Source organism: Kitasatospora sp. NPDC088548, from assembly GCF_044753005.1.
In the GTDB taxonomy this organism is placed as follows: Bacteria; Actinomycetota; Actinomycetes; order Streptomycetales; family Streptomycetaceae; genus Kitasatospora.
This window is the reverse complement of sequence record NZ_JBIVMI010000004.1, coordinates 298,617-313,940: the sequence shown is the minus strand read 5'-3', so window position 1 is coordinate 313,940 and position 15,324 is coordinate 298,617. Positions and strand designations below refer to the sequence as shown.

Here is a 15,324-nt window from a genome sequence, read left to right as displayed (position 1 = left end):
TCTTCGCCCTCTCTCCTTCGACCACTCACCCGACGGGAGCCCTTCATGCCCCGCCGCCCCACCACCGGCTGGACCCTCGCGCTGGCGGTCGCCCTGCCCGTCGAGGCCGCCACCACACTGGCCCTGCCCGCCACCCTCGCCGGGGCCGTCGACGCCGCGCTCGACCGTGAACCCGGGCCCGGCGCCCTCGTTCTGCTCGTCCTCGTCCTGGGGACGGCCGCCGCCGCCAACGCGGTCGCCGCCGCGGCCGGTCCGGCCTGCGCGGCCGAGGCCACCGCCGCCCTGCGGGCACGGCTGGTCCGCCGGCTGCTCGCCCTCGGCCCCGGCGGCCGGCTGCTCAGCGGCGGGCCGCCCCCCGGCGACCTGGCCGCGCGCCTGGTGGGCTCCGCCGCCGACGCGGGCGGCCGGCTGCCCGCCGCCCTCGGCGCCGCCACCGCGCTGTTCACCTCGGCCGGCGCGATCGTCGGGCTCGGGGTGCTGTCGCCCTGGCTGGCACTGGCTTTCTTCGCCGGGGTGGTGCCCGGAGTGGTGCTGATCAGGCTGTTCCTGCGGGAGGCCGGGCAGGTGTTCGTCCGTTACCAGGAGGTCCAGGCGGACCTCGCCGCCCGGCTCACCGGTGCGCTGACCGGGCTGCGCAGCATCCACGCGGCCGGCGCCGAGCGGCGCGAGGCGGTCCGTGTCCTGGCGCCGCTGCCCGCGCTCTCGGCGGCCGGGCACGCGCTCTGGTCCGCCCAGCGCCGGACGGCGTGGCAGGCGACGCTGCTGATCGCCGTGGTCGAGGTCGCGGTGCTGGCCACCGCCGGCGCGCAGGTGGCGGCGGGCACGCTGGCGCCCGGGTCGCTGGCCGCGGCGGCGGGCTGGGCGGCGCTCGGGGCCGGACTGTTCGAGCAGATCGAGGCACTCGTCGGGGTGGCCCACGCGCGGGCCGGGCAGGCCCGGGTCGACGAACTGTTCGCCCTCGCCCCGGCGGCCACCGGGGTGCGCGCCCTGCCGGACGGCGGCACCGGCGAGCTCGTCTTCCGGGGCGTGGTGGTGCGCGAGGGCGGCCGGGTCCTGCTCGGACCGGTCGATCTCACCGTGCCGGGCGGCCGCACGGTCGCCCTGGTCGGCAGCTCCGGCAGCGGCAAGTCGCTGCTGGCGGCCCTGCCCGGCAGGCTGCGCGACCCGGACGAGGGCCGGGTGCTGATCGACGGCGTCCCGGTGGACGAACTGGCCGCGTCCGAGCTGCGCCGCGCCGTCGGCCACGCCTTCGAACGGCCCGTACTGGTCGGCCGGACGGTGCGCGAGGCGCTGGACGGCGCCGGCCCCGAACAGGCCGCGGCGGCCCGCGCGGACGGCTTCCTGCGGCGGCTGCCCAAGGGCTGGGACACCCCGCTGAACGAACTGCGAATATCCGGCGGAGAGCTTCAACGCCTCGGACTGACAAGGCTGTTGGCGCACCCCACCCGGGTGGTGGTGCTGGACGACGCCACCTCGGGGCTCGACCTCGCCACCGAGTACCAGGTGACCGAGGCCCTCGACCGCGCCACCCATGGACGCACCCGACTGGCGGTCGCCCACCGCGGCACGGTGGCCGCCCGCGCCGACCTGGTCGCCTGGCTCGACGGCGGCCGGCTGCGCGCCCTCGCCCCGCACTCCGAACTGCTGGCCGACCCCGACTACCGCGCCGTCCTCTCCGGCGCGGCCCTCTCCGGCGCCGCCCTCGACGCGGCCACCGCCTGATGGGCCGCCACAGCTCCCCGCGCGCCGGGGCCCGCCGGTTCCTCGTCGCCCGCTCCCCCGGGTGGGCCCTGCTGGCCCACCGGCTCGCCACCACCCGGGGGCCGCTGCTCCGGCTGCTGGCCTGGTCCGGAGCGGAGGCGGTGCCGCCGCTGCTGTCCGGGCTGATGGTGTCGGCCGCCGTGGACCAGGGCTTCCTCGCCGGGCGGCCTGGTGTCGGAGTGGCCTGGCTGGCCGGTTTCGGGGCGGCGACCGCCGTCCGCGCCTATGCGGCGCGGGCCGGGTTCCCGCATCTGGCGGCCGTGGTCGAGCCGCTGCGGGACGCCCTGGTCGAGCGGGTGGTCCGGGGTGCGCTCGCCCGCTCGCACGCCGACCCGGCCGAGGTCGCCCGGCTCACCGAACAGGTCGAATCCGCCCGCCAGTTGACCGCCACCCTGCTGCGCACCCTGCGCGGCGTCGGGGTCACCCTGGTGGCCGCCCTGGCCGGTCTGGCGCTGCTTGCGCCGGCCGTGCTGCCGCTGGTCCTGCTGCCGCTGCTCGCCTCGGGCGCGCTCTTCGCCCGCCTGCTGCGCCCGCTCGTGGCCCGCCGCCGGGCCGTGGTGCTCGCCGAGGAACGCCTGGCCGCCGATGCCGCGCCCGCCCTGCACGGGCTGCGCGACATCCAGGCGACGGGCGCGGACCGGCGGGTCGCCGAGGCGCTGACGGCGACCGCCGAGGCGAGCGCGGCCGCCTCCCGCGCACTCGGCCGGGCCGCCGCGCTCCGCTCCCTGGTGGTCGCGCTCGGCGGGCGGCTGCCCGTTCTCGCGGTGGTCGCGGCCGCGCCCTGGCTGCTCGACGAGGGCGGGCTGACGGCCGGTGAGCTGCTCGGCGTCACCACCTATCTGCTGCAACAACTCGACCCGGCGGTGCGGACGCTGGCCGGTACGGTCGGCGGCTGGCTGCTGGGCCTCGCGGTCGTACTGGACCGCCTGGCCGCCACCTCCCCCGACCCGGCCGAACACGAACCGGCCGAACACGAACCGGCCGGGCCCGACGCGCCCCGGCCCGGCCCGGCCGAGCCGCCCTGCGCACCTGCGGCGGCGGCCACCGCCACCGTCCGGCTCACCTCCCTGTGCTACGCCCACGGCCCGGGCGCCGAGCCGGTGTTCGCGAACCTCGACGTGACGACGGCCCCAGGCGAGCACCTGGCCGTGGTCGGCCCGAGCGGAACGGGAAAGTCCACCCTCGCCGCGCTGCTGGCCGGCCTGCTCGCACCGCTCGGCGGCGGGCTGACCGTGGCCGGCGTCCGCCCGCACACCCTCCCCGGCCCCGAACGCGCCCGCCTGGTGGCGCTCCTGCCGCAGGAGGCGTACATCTTCCCGGGCCCGGTCCGCGCCAACCTGGCCTGGCTCGCCGCCCCCACCGAGGCCCGGCTCACCCACGCGGTCGAGCTGCTGGGCGCCGGAGCCCTCGTCGCCCGGCTGGGCGGCCTGGACGCCGTGATCGCCGACCCCGCCGCGCTCTCCGCCGGGGAGCGCCAACTGCTGGCACTGGTACGGACCTATCTCTCCCCCGCGCCCGTCGTGGTTCTCGACGAGGCCACCTGCCATCTGGACGCCGCCGCCGAGGACCGGGTCGAACGGGCCTTCGCCGCCCGGCCGGGAACACTCGTCGTGGTGGCGCACCGGCTCGGTTCGGCCCTGCGCGCGGACCGCGTCCTGCTGCTGGACGGCGGGCGCGGCGTCCTCGCGCGCCACGGCGACCTCCAGGTGCTGTCCCCGCTCTACCGCGAACTGGTCGGCCACTGGTGGGGGTCGGCAGGCCCGCGCGGGGCCGCGCCGGTCACCGGGCACCCGTCATGATCTCGATAGGATCTCGCCCGTTCCGGCCGTTATGGTGGCCGGGACGCGGGCCGCGATCACCGGCTGTGGCGCGCTTCCGGCGCCCGACCAGGCGCCCGATCGCGCCCGCGGCGCCGGCCAGGCGCCGAAGCACCTGCACCCTCGCACGGAAAAGACGATTCTGATGTCCGACACCCTCACCGACACCACCGGACCCACGACCCTCGGGACCGACGCCGACGAGACCACGGCCGAGGACAGCGCGTCGCACGGTCGTCACCGCGGCCGTTCCGCCGCCGACGACCGTCCCGAGGCCGACCCGCACGGCCGCCACCGGCTCGGCGCCGGTACCGACCGGGGCTGACCGAAGCCGCACGCGGCGCACACCGAACGGGACAGGGCCCGCCGACCACGGCGGGCCCTGTCCCGTTCGGTGTGCACAGCCGCCGTCAGTCGAACGTCACCACCGTCCGCAGCGCCTCGCCGCTCCGCATCTGCGCGACGGCCTCGTTGACGTCCGCCAGCCCGACCCGGTGGGTGACCATCCCGGCCAGGTCGATCCGCCCGGCCCGCCACAGCCCGGTCACCAGTGCGATGGTGCTCGGCACGGACGCGCCGCCGTACAGCGAGGGCAGCAGCCGCTTCTCGTTGAAGAACAGCTCGCCCATGCCGAACTGCGCCAGGTCGTCCTGCGCCCCGGCGCCGATCACCACCACCGCGCCGCCGCGCCGGGCCGCCTCGTACCCGGCCCGGACGGTGGCCGCGCGGCCGACCGCCTCGAAGACGTAGTCGTACCCGCCGCCCGGCAGGGCCTTGGCGGCGGCCTTCAGCTCCTCGGGGGCGAGGGCGTCGGTGGCGCCGAAGGCGAGCGCCCGCTCCCGCCGCGAGACGACCGGGTCGACGACGGTGATCCGGCCCGCGCCGCAGACCCGGGCGCCCTGCACGGCCGCGACGCCCACCCCGCCCGCGCCGAGCACCGCGACCGAGGCACCCGGCTCGACCCGGGCGGTGTTGACCGCCGCGCCGACGCCCGTGGTCACCCCGCAGCCGATCAGGGCGGCCGACTCGTACGGCAGGTCGGCCGGCACCACGATGACCGCGTCCTGGTCGACCACCACCTCCTCGGCGAACGCGCCGGTGCCGTAGAAGCCCGAGGCCTCCACCGGGCCGTCCGGGCCGCCGTCACCGAAGCGGAAGGCGGGCGCGCCGAGCCGCCGCAGGCTGGCCACGCACAGGTGGCCGCGCCCGCGCCCGCAGTGGGCGCAGCGGCCGCAGGGCGCCATCCAGCAGAGCACCACCCGGTCCCCGACGGCGACGCCGCTCACGCCCTCGCCGACCTCCAGCACGTCCCCGGCGCCCTCGTGGCCGGGGACGAACGGCGCGGGCTGCGGCAGCACGCCGCTCATCGCCGAGAGGTCGGAGTGGCAGAGGCCGGCCGCCCGCAGGCGGACCCGTACCTTGCCGGGGCCGAAGCCGACCGCCAGCACGTCGTCGCGGACGTCGAGCGTGTCCTGGCCGGTCTTGTGCAGGATGGCTGCGCGCATGGAGCTGCTCCCGAGGTCCCCGCGGATCGGTGGTCGGGCCGATTCTGGCACGCCTCGCCCGTCCGGACTGGAACGCGTTCCACCCACCCGGCGGAACCCGGGTGCGTGGTGCCGGCCCCCACTGGCATGATCATCCGCCGTGTCCACACCTGTCACGACCACCGCCGACTCCGTCCGGACCTGCCCGCGCTGCGCCGCGCGGCTGGACGCCGACCCGCGCTTCACCGTCTGGTGCCCCCGGTGCGAGTGGAACCTCGCACCTGAGCCCGAGGCCGAGCCCACGGAGAAGAGCGGGGCCGCACGCACCCGGGCCGTCCGGCGCGAACAGGCCGCCGCCGACCGGGCCGAGCAGCTCTACCGGGAGCTCGCCGCCGGGCGCGGCACCGCCACCGGCCGGCGCGACTGGCTCGCCGCGGCCGCCGTCGCCGCCGTCGTCCACCTGGCCACCGCCGCCCTGTTCGGCTGGGCGCTCTGGCTGCTCGTCACCGGGAACACCCCGCTCAGGTGCCTGGGCGCGGCCGCCCTCGCGGTCGTCGTCCTGCTGCGCCCGAGGCTCGGCCGGGTGCCGCGCGACGAGCATCTGCTGGACCGCCGCCGGGCGCCCGCCCTGTACGGCCTGGCGGACCGGATCGCCGCGCAGCTCGGGACGGGGCCGGTCGGCGTGATCCGGATCGACGGGTCGTTCAACGCGAGCATCGGGGTGGTGGGGCTGCGCCGGCGGACCGTTCTCACCCTCGGTCTGCCGCTCTGGGAGGCGCTCGACGAGCAGCAGCGGATCGCCCTGCTCGGCCACGAGTTCGCCCACCGGGTCAACGCCGACCACCGGCGCGGCCTCTGGCTCTCCTCCGCGATCGGCGCACTGGCGCACTGGCACGACCTCGCCCGGCCGCGCGAGCACCCCGGGCAGCCGGGCGGCCTGCGGCTGCTGTTCCAGTTCGCCGAGCTGATCAGCGGCGCGGTGCTGCACGGCCTCGCCTGGCTGTTCTGGCGGGCCCTGCTGCTGCTCGACCGGCTCACCGCCCGGGCCGGGCAGCAGGCCGAGTACCACGCGGACACCCTCGCCGCGCGGACCGCGTCCACCGAGGCGGCCCGCGGGATGCTGGAGACCCTGCTGCTCGGCGGGGCCGTCGGCACCCTGGTCACCCGGCTGCGGGCCGACCACCAGAACCGCCCCCGGGCGGGCCGCCGCGGCATGGCCGCCCGCGCCGGGGCCGCCCGGGCCGGGGCAGCGCACGCCGAGGCAACGCGCGACCTGGCCCCGGCCTCCGACGCGCTCTGGGAGCGGCTGCGCGACCACCTCGCCGCCGTCCCCCCGCTGGAGCGCGAGCGGCTGCGGCGCCGCTCCGCCCTGGACCGGTGCGCCGTGGACGCCACCCACCCGCCGACCCATCTCCGGCTGGCGCTGCTCGAACGGTCCACGCCGGTACCGGCTGCCATCACCACGACCCCCGCCGAGTTCACCGCCATCACCGCCGAGCTGGCCCCCCACCGCGAACGCGTCGCCCGCGTCCTGCTGGCGGGCTGACGGCGGACGGACCGGCCACGGGCGGGACACCCCGGTGTACCGTCCAGTAGGGTCCGACGGCGGGCGGTACCGCCCACCGACCCCCGGCAAGGAGCGCACCATGTCCGACGTCCTGGAGAGCACCCGCCCGACGCCCGAGGTGCTGTCGGCGTTCGAGGCGGCGACCGGGTTCATGCCGGTGGACGAGGGCCTGGCGCTGTACGCGGCGGCGGTGACGGCGGCCCGCCGGACCGGTCTGCCGGTGCTGGAGATCGGCACGTACTGCGGCCGCTCGGCGATCCTGCTGGCCGCCGCCGCCCGGGAGACCGGCACGGTGGCGCTGACCGTCGACCACCACCGCGGCTCCGAGGAGCAGCAGCCCGGCTGGGAGTACCACGACCCGACGCTGGTGGACCGGGAGGTGGGCCGGATGGACACGCTCCCCCGGTTCCGCCGCACCCTGCACGCGGCCGGGCTGGAGGAGCACGTGGTCGCCCTGGTCGGCCGCTCCCCGCAGATCGCGGCGCTCTGGGGCGGCCGGCTCGGCCTGGTCTTCATCGACGGCGGCCACACCGACGAGCACGCCACCGGCGACTACGAGGGCTGGGCGCCGCACCTGGCGCCCGGGGGCCTGCTGGTGGTGCACGACGTCTTCCCCGACCCGGCGGACGGCGGCCAGGCGCCGTACCGGGTGTATCTGCGGGCGCTCGCCGAGGGGTTCGAGGAGGTCTCGGTGACGGGCTCGCTGCGGGTGCTGCGGCGCGCCGCGGGCTGAGGCCGCGGGCATCCGCCGGGGTCCCAGGATCGACGGACCGTCCCACGGGCGGCGGCGGATGCTCTAACGTCGTGCCGGGGCTGTCGGGCGGGGGCTCGAACGGTACGGTGTCCGCGCGGCGTACGGGGCGCCCGCGGCAGCGGCAGCGGCACCAGACAGAGCATCGGGCAGACGGTGGGGGCTAGCGCAATGACGGATCGGCACAACACCGCGCCGGCGGTCTGGGATCCCACCGCGCGCGGCGGCGCCGGCGGCTGGGTGCGCGGCCCGCAGCAGCAGCCCGCACCCCCGGCAGCCACACCCCCGCCCGCCGCGCCGCCCGCCGCACCGCCACAGCCGGCCGGCCCGTACCCGGGCCCGGGCCCGGTGGACGGCGGCTACGACGCCCCGACCGCCCCCCTCCACCTCGGGGCCACCCCGCCCGCCACGGGCTTCCCCGGCCACGCGGCCCCCCAGGCCTCCGGGGGCTACGGCTACCCGCAGCCCCCGGCCCCGCCCGCCGGCCCGCCGCAGCCCCCGTACGGCTACGGCCCGTACCCCGGGCAGCCGCAGCCGGACTACCCGGCCGGCTACGAGGACCTCGACGACGAGGACAGCGGCCGCAACAAGCGGGCGCCGCTGCTGATCGGCTTCGCGCTGCTGGTCGTCCTGGCACTCGGCGGCGGCCTCTTCTGGGCGGTGCGGGACGACGGCTCCACGAAGGACCAGGCCGCCCCCGCCCCGCCCGCCGCCACCGACACCACGCCCGCCGGGAACCCGCCGGCGCCCGCACCGGGCGGGGCGGCCACCACGCCGCCGGGCCCCACCGACTCCGCCTCGGCGAGCCCGGGCGCGAGCCCCACCGCCGGTGCGGCCGGCCCCGGCGCGCAGGCCCAGGCCAAGGCGCTGGACGACCTGCTGGCCCAGGGCGAGAGCGCGAAGGCGCCGATCGGCAGCGCGGTCGCCAAGGTGAGCAGCTGCCCGTCCAAGGCCGACATCGAGAGCGCGGCGCAGGTCTTCGACACCGGCGCCAAGCAGCGCGACGAACTGCTCCGCAAGCTCGGCGCCCTGACCGTCACCGACCTGCCCGGCGGCGCGGACGCGACGCAGTCGCTGAAGTCCGCCTGGCAGCTCTCCGCCGACATCGACCGGGCGTACGCGAGCTGGGCGCGCACGGTCGCGGCCCAGGGCTGTTCCGGAACGGCCCCGGCCACCGCCGACAAGAAGCACGCCGACGAGCTCAACCCGCAGGCCACCCAGGCGAAGAAGGACTTCGTGACGAAGTGGAAGGCGATCGCCGACACCTTCGGTCTGACCCCGCGGACCCAGGACAGGATCTGACCCGCCAGTGACCCGCACCACCCGCACCACCCCCGATCGCACCGGCCCGAACGGGGAGCCGTCCCGCCGCTCCGCCCTGCTGCGCGCCACCACCGTGGCCGGGGCGGTGGTGCCGCTCTGCCTGGCCGGCTGGCTGGGCTGGCGGGCCGTCCACCACGACACCCCGGCGGGCGCCGCCGCACCGGCGGTCACCTCTCCGGAGGCCGCACCGCCGGACCCGTCCGCCACCGAGGCGACCCCGGTCCCCTCGGACACCCCGGCCCCGTCCGGCCCCCCGAGCCCCTCGGACACCCCGGCCGCCGCCGAGACCCCGGCGGCACCAACGGCACCGACGACACAGGCAGCGTCAACGGCCCCCACCTCGCTGACCGGCCGCACCGTCCTGCTCGACCCGGGCCACAACCCCGGCAACTTCACCCATCCCACCGAGATCAACCGCCAGGTCGACGTCGGCAACGCCCGCAAGGAGTGCGACACCACCGGCACCTCCACCGACGCCGGCTACACCGAGGCCGAGTACACCCTGGACGTGACCCGCCGGGCCCGCGCGATCCTGACCGCCCGGGGCGCCACCGTGGTCCTGGCCCACGAGGGCGACCGCCCGTGGGGGCCGTGCGTCGACGAGCGCGCCCGGGCCGGCGCCCAGGCGCACGCCGACGTGGCGGTCTCCGTGCACGGGGACGGCGGCCCGGCCGGCGGCAGCGGCTTCCACGTGATCATGCCCGCCCGGGTGGTCGCCGGTAAGGCGGACAACTCCGCGATCGTCGCCCCCTCGCACCGGCTCGGCCTGCTGCTGCGCGACTCCTTCCGCACGGCGACCGGTGAGCCGTACGCCGACTACATCGCGAGCGAGGGCCTGGACACCCGCTCCGACCTCGGCGGACTGAACCTCTCGGCCGTGCCGAAGGTGTTCATCGAGTGCGGTAACATGCGCAACCCGACGGACGCCGAACGGATGACGGACCCTCAGTGGCGCCAGCAGGCCGCCCAGGGCATCGCGGACGCGCTGACCACGTTTCTGACCGCGCGTTAGCAGGCCCGCGCGCCGGTCCGGACCGCGTGGTTTGCAACGACTTCGCCCCATTCCCGAGCCCGCTGTGCGCCCGCGGGGCGGTTGGCCCTAGGCTCTTGGTCCGTTCGGCAGTTTTCCGGCCGGTCGGACGGCCGCCCAACCGGGCCGTCCACGACAACACCACGAGGGGAACGTTAGTGAATCTGCGCGCTCTCAGCAGGGGAGACGCCGCCGTCGCAGGTGCGGCCGTCCTGCTCGCCATCTCATCCTTCCTGCCGTACTGGACCGTGGACTGCAAGGGTCGGTACTGCGGGGACACGTCCAAGAACGCGTGGGACACCATCCTGTTCCCCGTCCTGCCCTCCGTCTTCCTGCTCGGCATCCTCGCCGCGGTGCTGATCCTGGTGCAGCGTTTCCAGGGTGCCGCCGCGACCAGCCGCCAGGTGCTCGGCCTGCGGCTGGACCAGTGGGGCATCGCCTTCGCCGTCTCCGCGCTCTGGGCCGGAATCTGGGGCCTGGGCGGTGGCCCGGACGGCGTGAACCACGGCATCGGCGCCTGGCTCGCCGTCATCTCGCTGGTGGTCCTCGCCGGCGCCTCCGCGGCCGGTCCGCTGGTGCCCGCGCTGAAGGTCCCGCTGGTCACCGACCGCCCGGCCCCGGTGCAGGGCTACCCGGGCGGCTACCCGGCCCCGCAGGCCGGCCAGCCCGGCCAGCCCGGCCAGTACGGCTACCCCGCGCCCGGCCAGGACGCGCACCAGGCGCCGGCCCCGGCGTTCGGCGGCCAGCCCGCCGGCTACGGCTACCCGCAGGACGCCGCCGCGCAGCAGGCGGCCCAGCAGGCTCCGGCGCCCGCCCAGACCGCCCAGGCCCAGGCCGCCCCGGTGCCGGCCCCGGCCCCGGCGTCCGACTTCGCGCCGTTCTGGTTCGCCGTCCCGGCGCCGCGTCCGCTGGCCCCGAAGGACAACCCGGTCGGCGCCCCGGTCGGCGAGCTGGTTCCCGGCACCTGGTACCTGGCGGTCGAGCAGCGCGGCGCCGCGCTGGTCGCGCAGCTCCAGGACGGCGCCCAGGGTGTGCTGGCCGACACCTCGGGCATCCAGCGCGGCTGACCCCGCCGTACCCGCACGACGCCGAAGGGGCGGGACCGGATTACTCCGGTCCCGCCCCTTCGGCGTGTGCGCGCGGGCTCAGCAGCAGTCCTGGACCACCAGCCCGGCGGGGAGCTGCTCGCCGCCGAAGACCGCCACCGTCGCCGGGTCGCCGCCGAGCGCGGCGACCGCCAGCAGCAGCGCCCCGGCGGTCCAGGTGGTGCGCTCCTCGGGCCAGACGGCGTCGTCCTCGAAGACGTAGCCGGTCCAGTAGGAGCCGTCGCTGTGCCGCAGCCGCTGGATCCAGCGCAGGATGTCCACCGCCCGGTCGGACTCGCCGACCGCCCAGAGCGCCATGGCCAGCTCGGCGCTCTCGCCGCCGGTCACCCACGGCCGGTCGCTGACGCAGCGCACCCCGAGGCCGGGGACGACGAAGCGGTCCCAGTCCCGTTCGATCCGCGCCACTGCGGCCGGGCCGCGCAGCGCGGTGCCGAGCACCGGGTAGTACCAGTCCATCGAGTAGCGGTCCTTGTCCAGGAACCGCTCGGGGTGGTGGGCGACGGCGTGCCGCAGCCGCCCGGCCGCGAGCTCCCAGTCGGGCTGCGGCTCCTCCAGGTAGTCGGCGAGGGCGAGGCCGCAGCGGAGCGCGTGCAGGATGCTGGACGAGCCGGTGAGCAGCGCCTCGTCGGTCGCCGCGCCGTGCTCGTCGAGCCGCCAGGGGATCGGGCCGCCGGGCAGCCGCAGCGAGACGATGAAGTCCAGGGCGCGTCTGACGACCGGCCAGATCCACTCCAGGAAGGTGTCGTCGCCGGTGCTGAGGTGGTGGTGCCAGACGCCGACGGCGATGTAGGCGCAGAAGTTGGTCTCCTTGGACGGGTTGGAGACCAGCCCGTCGGTGCCGCCGGGGCCGTAGCCGTACGCGGCGTACCAGGAGCCGTCGGGGTTCTGGTTGGCGGCCAGCCAGCGGTAGGCGGCCTCGGCGGCGGCGTGCTCGCCGGCCGTGTCCAGGGCCATCGCGGCCTCGGTGTGGTCCCACGGGTCGAGGTGGTGACCGGTGAACCACGGTATGGCGCCGTCGGGGCGCTGCTCGGCGAGGATGGAGCGGACGGTCCCGGCGGCCTGCTCGGCGTCGAGCACCCCGTCGAGCAGCAGCACCTCGGGGACGGCCGCGGTCACGCGTCGGCCCGGTTCGGCTCGGCGTGATTCGGCTCGGCCCGGTTCGGCTTGGCCGCGTAGGCGACGAAGCTCTTGCCGATGACGGGGTTGAGGGCCTTCTCGGCCGCCTTGGTGAGGGCGCTGATCACCGGGGTGCCGACGATGTCCCAGACCAGCAGCTGGTGGTAGGCCTTGACCGGCAGCGCCTTGTCGTTGTCCACGCCGACGGCGCACTTGATCCACCAGTACGGCGAGTGCAGCGCGTGCGCGTGGTGGGTGCCGTACGGCTCCAGGCCGGCGTCCTTCAGCCGGTCGAGCAGTTCGCCGCCCCGGTAGATCCGGATGTGGCCGCCCTCGACCTCGTGGTACTCGTCGGAGAGCGCCCAGCAGATCTTCTCGGGCAGCCAGCGCGGCACGGTGACGGCGAGCAGGCCACCGGGCTTGAGGACCCGGAACATCTCGTTGAGCACGCCCTTGTCGTCGGGGATGTGCTCCATCACCTCGGAGATGATGATCTTGTCGAAGTACTCGTCCTCGAACGGCAGGGCCAGCGCGTTGCCCTCGACGGCGACCGCCGACGCGCCCTCGGGCGCCTCACCGGCCTGCTCCATGGCGGCGAACCACTTCCTGACCTCGGCGATCTCCTCGGCGTTCTGGTCGAGGGCGGTCACCCGGGCGCCGCGCCGGTAGCACTCGAACGCGTGCCGGCCCCCGCCGCAGCCCAGGTCGAGCACCCGGTCGCCGGGGGCGAGCGGGAAGCGCGAGAAATCGACGGTCAGCACTGCGGGCTCCCATTCCTTTGGTACCACACGTTCTTGACGCTTCGTCAGGTGAATCCGACGGGCCGCCGGCGGTGCGGCGCGGGCCGCCCGGCGGGCCGCTCAGGGGACGTACCGCCAGCCCGGTCCCGACCGGGCGCGCCGCCCGGCTCCGGTGGCGATCGCCGCCCGGTAGCCCTCGGCGGTCAGTTCGGCGGCCCGCTCCCAGGTGAACCGGGCGAGCACCCGCTCGCGTCCGGCCGCACCGAGCGCCGAGCGCAGGCCCGGGTCGTCCAGCAGCCGCCCCAGCGCCGCCGCCAGCGCGTACGCGTCGCCCGGCGGCACCGCGAGGCAGGTCTCGCCGTCCGGCCCGGCCACCTCGGGGATCGCCCCGCCGGTGGTGGCGACCAGCGGGGTGCCGGTGGCCATCGCCTCGGCGGCGGGCAGCGAGAAGCCCTCGTACAGCGACGGCACACAGGCCACCTCGGCCGAGCGGTAGAGGTCGACCAGCTCCTGGTCGGTCAGGCCGCTGCGGAACTCGATGTGCCCCTCCAGGCCGAACCGGCGCACCGTCTCGGCGACCGGCCCGTCCTCCTTCTGCGGCTTGCCGACCACCACCAGGTGCGCGTCCCGCTCGGTGCGGACCTTGGCCAGCGCCTCGACCAGGTGGACCAGGCCCTTGAGCGGGACGTCCGCACTGGAGGTGGTGACGATCCGGCCGGGCACCCGGGCGACCCGCTCGGACGGGGACCAGAGCCGGGTGTCGGCGCCGATCGGCACCACCGAGATCGCGCCCGGCGCGGCGCCGAGGTGCTCGGCGATCTCGCGCCCGGAGGTCTCGGAGACGGTGATGATGTGGTCCAGCCGGGCGGCGACCCGGCGCTGCATCCGGGTGAAGGCGTACCAGCGGCGCAGCGAGAGCCGCTTGAGCCGGTCGGGGGCCGCGTCCAGCTCCAGCCGCCGGTCCACGGTGATCGGGTGATGGACCGTGGTGACCAGCGGGAAGCCGTGCCGGGCCAGGCCCAGCAGGCCGTAGCCGAGGGTCTGGTTGTCGTGCACCACGTCGTAGCGACCCTTGTGCAGGGCGAGGTACCGGCGGGCGCGCAGCGAGAAGGTCAGCGGCTCGGGGAAGCCGCCGGTGCGCATGGTGGCGAACTCCAGCACGTCCACCGGCCCGCGGTACTCGGCGAGCGCCGGGGTGCGGAAGGGGTCGTCGGCGCGGTACAGGTCCAGGCTGGGCAGCTCGACCAGCCGGACCGAGCCCGGCCCCTCGACCTCGTCCAGCACGGGGTACGGCTGGGCCCCGATCACGTCCACGTGGTGGCCGAGTCTGGCCAGCTCCCGGGAGAGGTGCCGTACGTACACGCCCTGACCGCCGCAGAACGGGTCGCCGCGGTAGGACAGCAGGGCAATCCGCAGCGGCTGCGCGGTCATCCTCGGCCCCCATATCTCTGCTGCTGTCTGTGCTGCCGGTCGCTAAAGTAGATCAGGTTTCAGTGTGGCGCGGAGCCTGCCGTCGACCATATGAACAATGAGAGACCTCGAAGATACCGGCCCGTAGCTTCCCGTCAGAAGCCAGGGCCGGTGATTCACGCCACGCCGGAACCCCGGCCGACGAACGGCGCCGGGACCCGCCCGGAACCCGTCGGACCGGCTGAACCCGTTCACCCCCGCTGGACCCGTTGGACCTGCTGGATCCGTTGGAGCAGACCGCCACTACCGCGCCCCGGGAGCACCCCTTGCCCTCGCCCGTGACCCCCGCGACACCCGCGGCCGCCACCCCGTCCGCCGACCCCCCGCTGACCGCCCGCCAGACCGAACGCCGACGGCGGATCCTGCGGGCCGCGACCGCGCTGGCCGCCCGGGGCGGGTACGAGGCGGTGCAGATGCGGGAGGTGGCGGAGGGCGCCCAGGTGGCGCTCGGCACCCTGTACCGGTACTTCCCGTCCAAGGTGCACCTGCTGGTCGCGGTCATGCTGGAGCAGTTGCAGGGCCTCCAGGAGCAGGTCAGGCGGCATCCGCCGAGCGAGCGGGAGCCCGCGCCGCGGGTCGCCGAGACGCTGACCCGGGCGTTCCACGCGCTCCAGCGCGAGCCGCTGCTGGCCGAGGCGATGGTGCGGGCGCTGTCCTTCGCCGACCGGTCGGTGAGCACCGAGGTGGACCGGGTGAGCATGGCCACCGGCCAGCTGATCCTGGACGCGATCGGCCAGTCCGGGCCGCCCACCGAGAGCCAGCGCGCCGCCGTCCGGGTGATCGAGCACACCTGGCACTCGGCCCTGGTCTCCTGGCTCTCCGGCCGCTCCTCGATCGCCGAGGTCCGCGCCGATCTGCACACCGCGGCCCGGCTGCTCTCCCTGCCCTGACTGGAACGTGTTCCAGCCGCCGGCTTTCCGGCCGCCCCGGCCCGGCGGCTACAGTCGTCGGGAAGCACAACTCCATCCGCCTCTCCTCCGGGGAAAGCCGGTGCGACTCCGGCACTGACCCCGCAGCCGTGAGCCCGCGCAGGACGGCCGGGCGAGTCGGAGCGCCCGGGGAGAGGCGAGCGGCCGACCCGGGCACACCACCGCCCGGCACCGTCGAGGACTACGGAACGGCCCACCCGGGCCACCACACCGCTCACCGAAAGGCGCTC

The 15,324-nt window shown here is 76.3% G+C and carries 13 protein-coding genes and 1 riboswitch; of the genes, 9 read left to right on the top strand and 4 right to left on the bottom strand.

What is annotated here, in order from left to right:
- The first annotated feature begins 45 nt into the window (after window positions 1-45).
- The 3 genes from ACIP82_RS08995 (at window position 46) to ACIP82_RS08985 (ending at window position 3,903) form a co-directional block, all read left to right on the top strand.
- On the top strand, window positions 46-1,722 hold the full coding sequence (locus tag ACIP82_RS08995) for an ATP-binding cassette domain-containing protein (RefSeq protein ID WP_400652289.1): 1,677 nt from the start codon (window positions 46-48) through the stop codon (window positions 1,720-1,722).
- Entirely contained in the window at window positions 1,722-3,560 is a 1,839-nt protein-coding gene (locus tag ACIP82_RS08990) for an ATP-binding cassette domain-containing protein (protein WP_400652287.1), read from the top strand. The genes ACIP82_RS08995 and ACIP82_RS08990 overlap by 1 nt, the downstream gene beginning before the upstream one ends.
- 163 nt (window positions 3,561-3,723) lie before the next feature.
- On the top strand, window positions 3,724-3,903 hold the full coding sequence (locus tag ACIP82_RS08985; RefSeq protein ID WP_363610059.1) for a hypothetical protein: 180 nt from the start codon (window positions 3,724-3,726) through the stop codon (window positions 3,901-3,903).
- A gap of 85 nt (window positions 3,904-3,988) precedes the next feature.
- Here ACIP82_RS08985 and ACIP82_RS08980 read toward each other — a convergent pair whose 3' ends face one another.
- On the bottom strand, window positions 3,989-5,083 hold the full coding sequence (locus ACIP82_RS08980) for an alcohol dehydrogenase catalytic domain-containing protein (protein ID WP_363610061.1): 1,095 nt from the start codon (window positions 5,081-5,083) through the stop codon (window positions 3,989-3,991).
- 139 nt (window positions 5,084-5,222) lie between these two features.
- On the opposite strand from ACIP82_RS08980, the gene ACIP82_RS08975 reads away from it, so the two are divergent.
- The 5 genes from ACIP82_RS08975 to ACIP82_RS08955 all read left to right on the top strand — a co-directional run bounded on the left by ACIP82_RS08975 (window position 5,223) and on the right by ACIP82_RS08955 (window position 10,800).
- Complete coding sequence (locus ACIP82_RS08975) at window positions 5,223-6,608, top strand: M48 family metalloprotease (protein WP_400652283.1); 1,386 nt, start codon at window positions 5,223-5,225, stop codon at window positions 6,606-6,608.
- A 100-nt stretch (window positions 6,609-6,708) separates the two neighbouring features.
- On the top strand, window positions 6,709-7,362 hold the full coding sequence (locus ACIP82_RS08970; protein WP_363610067.1) for a class I SAM-dependent methyltransferase: 654 nt from the start codon (window positions 6,709-6,711) through the stop codon (window positions 7,360-7,362).
- Window positions 7,363-7,551: 189 nt separating this feature from the next.
- The gene (locus ACIP82_RS08965; RefSeq protein ID WP_363610069.1) at window positions 7,552-8,682 is read left to right on the top strand and encodes a hypothetical protein; all 1,131 of its coding nucleotides are present in this window, start codon (window positions 7,552-7,554) and stop codon (window positions 8,680-8,682) included.
- 7 nt (window positions 8,683-8,689) lie between these two features.
- A complete protein-coding gene (locus ACIP82_RS08960) occupies window positions 8,690-9,715 on the top strand; it encodes an N-acetylmuramoyl-L-alanine amidase (protein ID WP_363610071.1) in 1,026 nt (341 codons plus the stop codon).
- A 176-nt stretch (window positions 9,716-9,891) separates the two neighbouring features.
- A complete protein-coding gene (locus tag ACIP82_RS08955) occupies window positions 9,892-10,800 on the top strand; it encodes a hypothetical protein (protein WP_400652279.1) in 909 nt (302 codons plus the stop codon).
- A gap of 78 nt (window positions 10,801-10,878) precedes the next feature.
- Here ACIP82_RS08955 and ACIP82_RS08950 read toward each other — a convergent pair whose 3' ends face one another.
- From ACIP82_RS08950 to ACIP82_RS08940, 3 genes are all read right to left on the bottom strand, one after another.
- Complete coding sequence (locus ACIP82_RS08950; protein ID WP_363610075.1) at window positions 10,879-11,955, bottom strand: prenyltransferase; 1,077 nt, start codon at window positions 11,953-11,955, stop codon at window positions 10,879-10,881.
- A complete protein-coding gene (locus tag ACIP82_RS08945) occupies window positions 11,952-12,716 on the bottom strand; it encodes a class I SAM-dependent methyltransferase (protein WP_400652276.1) in 765 nt (254 codons plus the stop codon). Before ACIP82_RS08945 ends, ACIP82_RS08950 begins: the two co-directional genes overlap by 4 nt.
- 99 nt (window positions 12,717-12,815) lie before the next feature.
- Window positions 12,816-14,126, bottom strand: a complete 1,311-nt coding sequence (locus ACIP82_RS08940) for a glycosyltransferase family 4 protein (protein WP_363610079.1) — start codon at window positions 14,124-14,126, stop codon at window positions 12,816-12,818.
- A 305-nt stretch (window positions 14,127-14,431) separates the two neighbouring features.
- On the opposite strand from ACIP82_RS08940, the gene ACIP82_RS08935 reads away from it, so the two are divergent.
- Entirely contained in the window at window positions 14,432-15,055 is a 624-nt protein-coding gene (locus ACIP82_RS08935) for a TetR family transcriptional regulator (protein ID WP_363610081.1), read from the top strand.
- 96 nt (window positions 15,056-15,151) lie between these two features.
- Window positions 15,152-15,216, top strand: a riboswitch (cobalamin riboswitch).
- The last annotated feature ends 108 nt before the right edge of the window (window positions 15,217-15,324 follow it).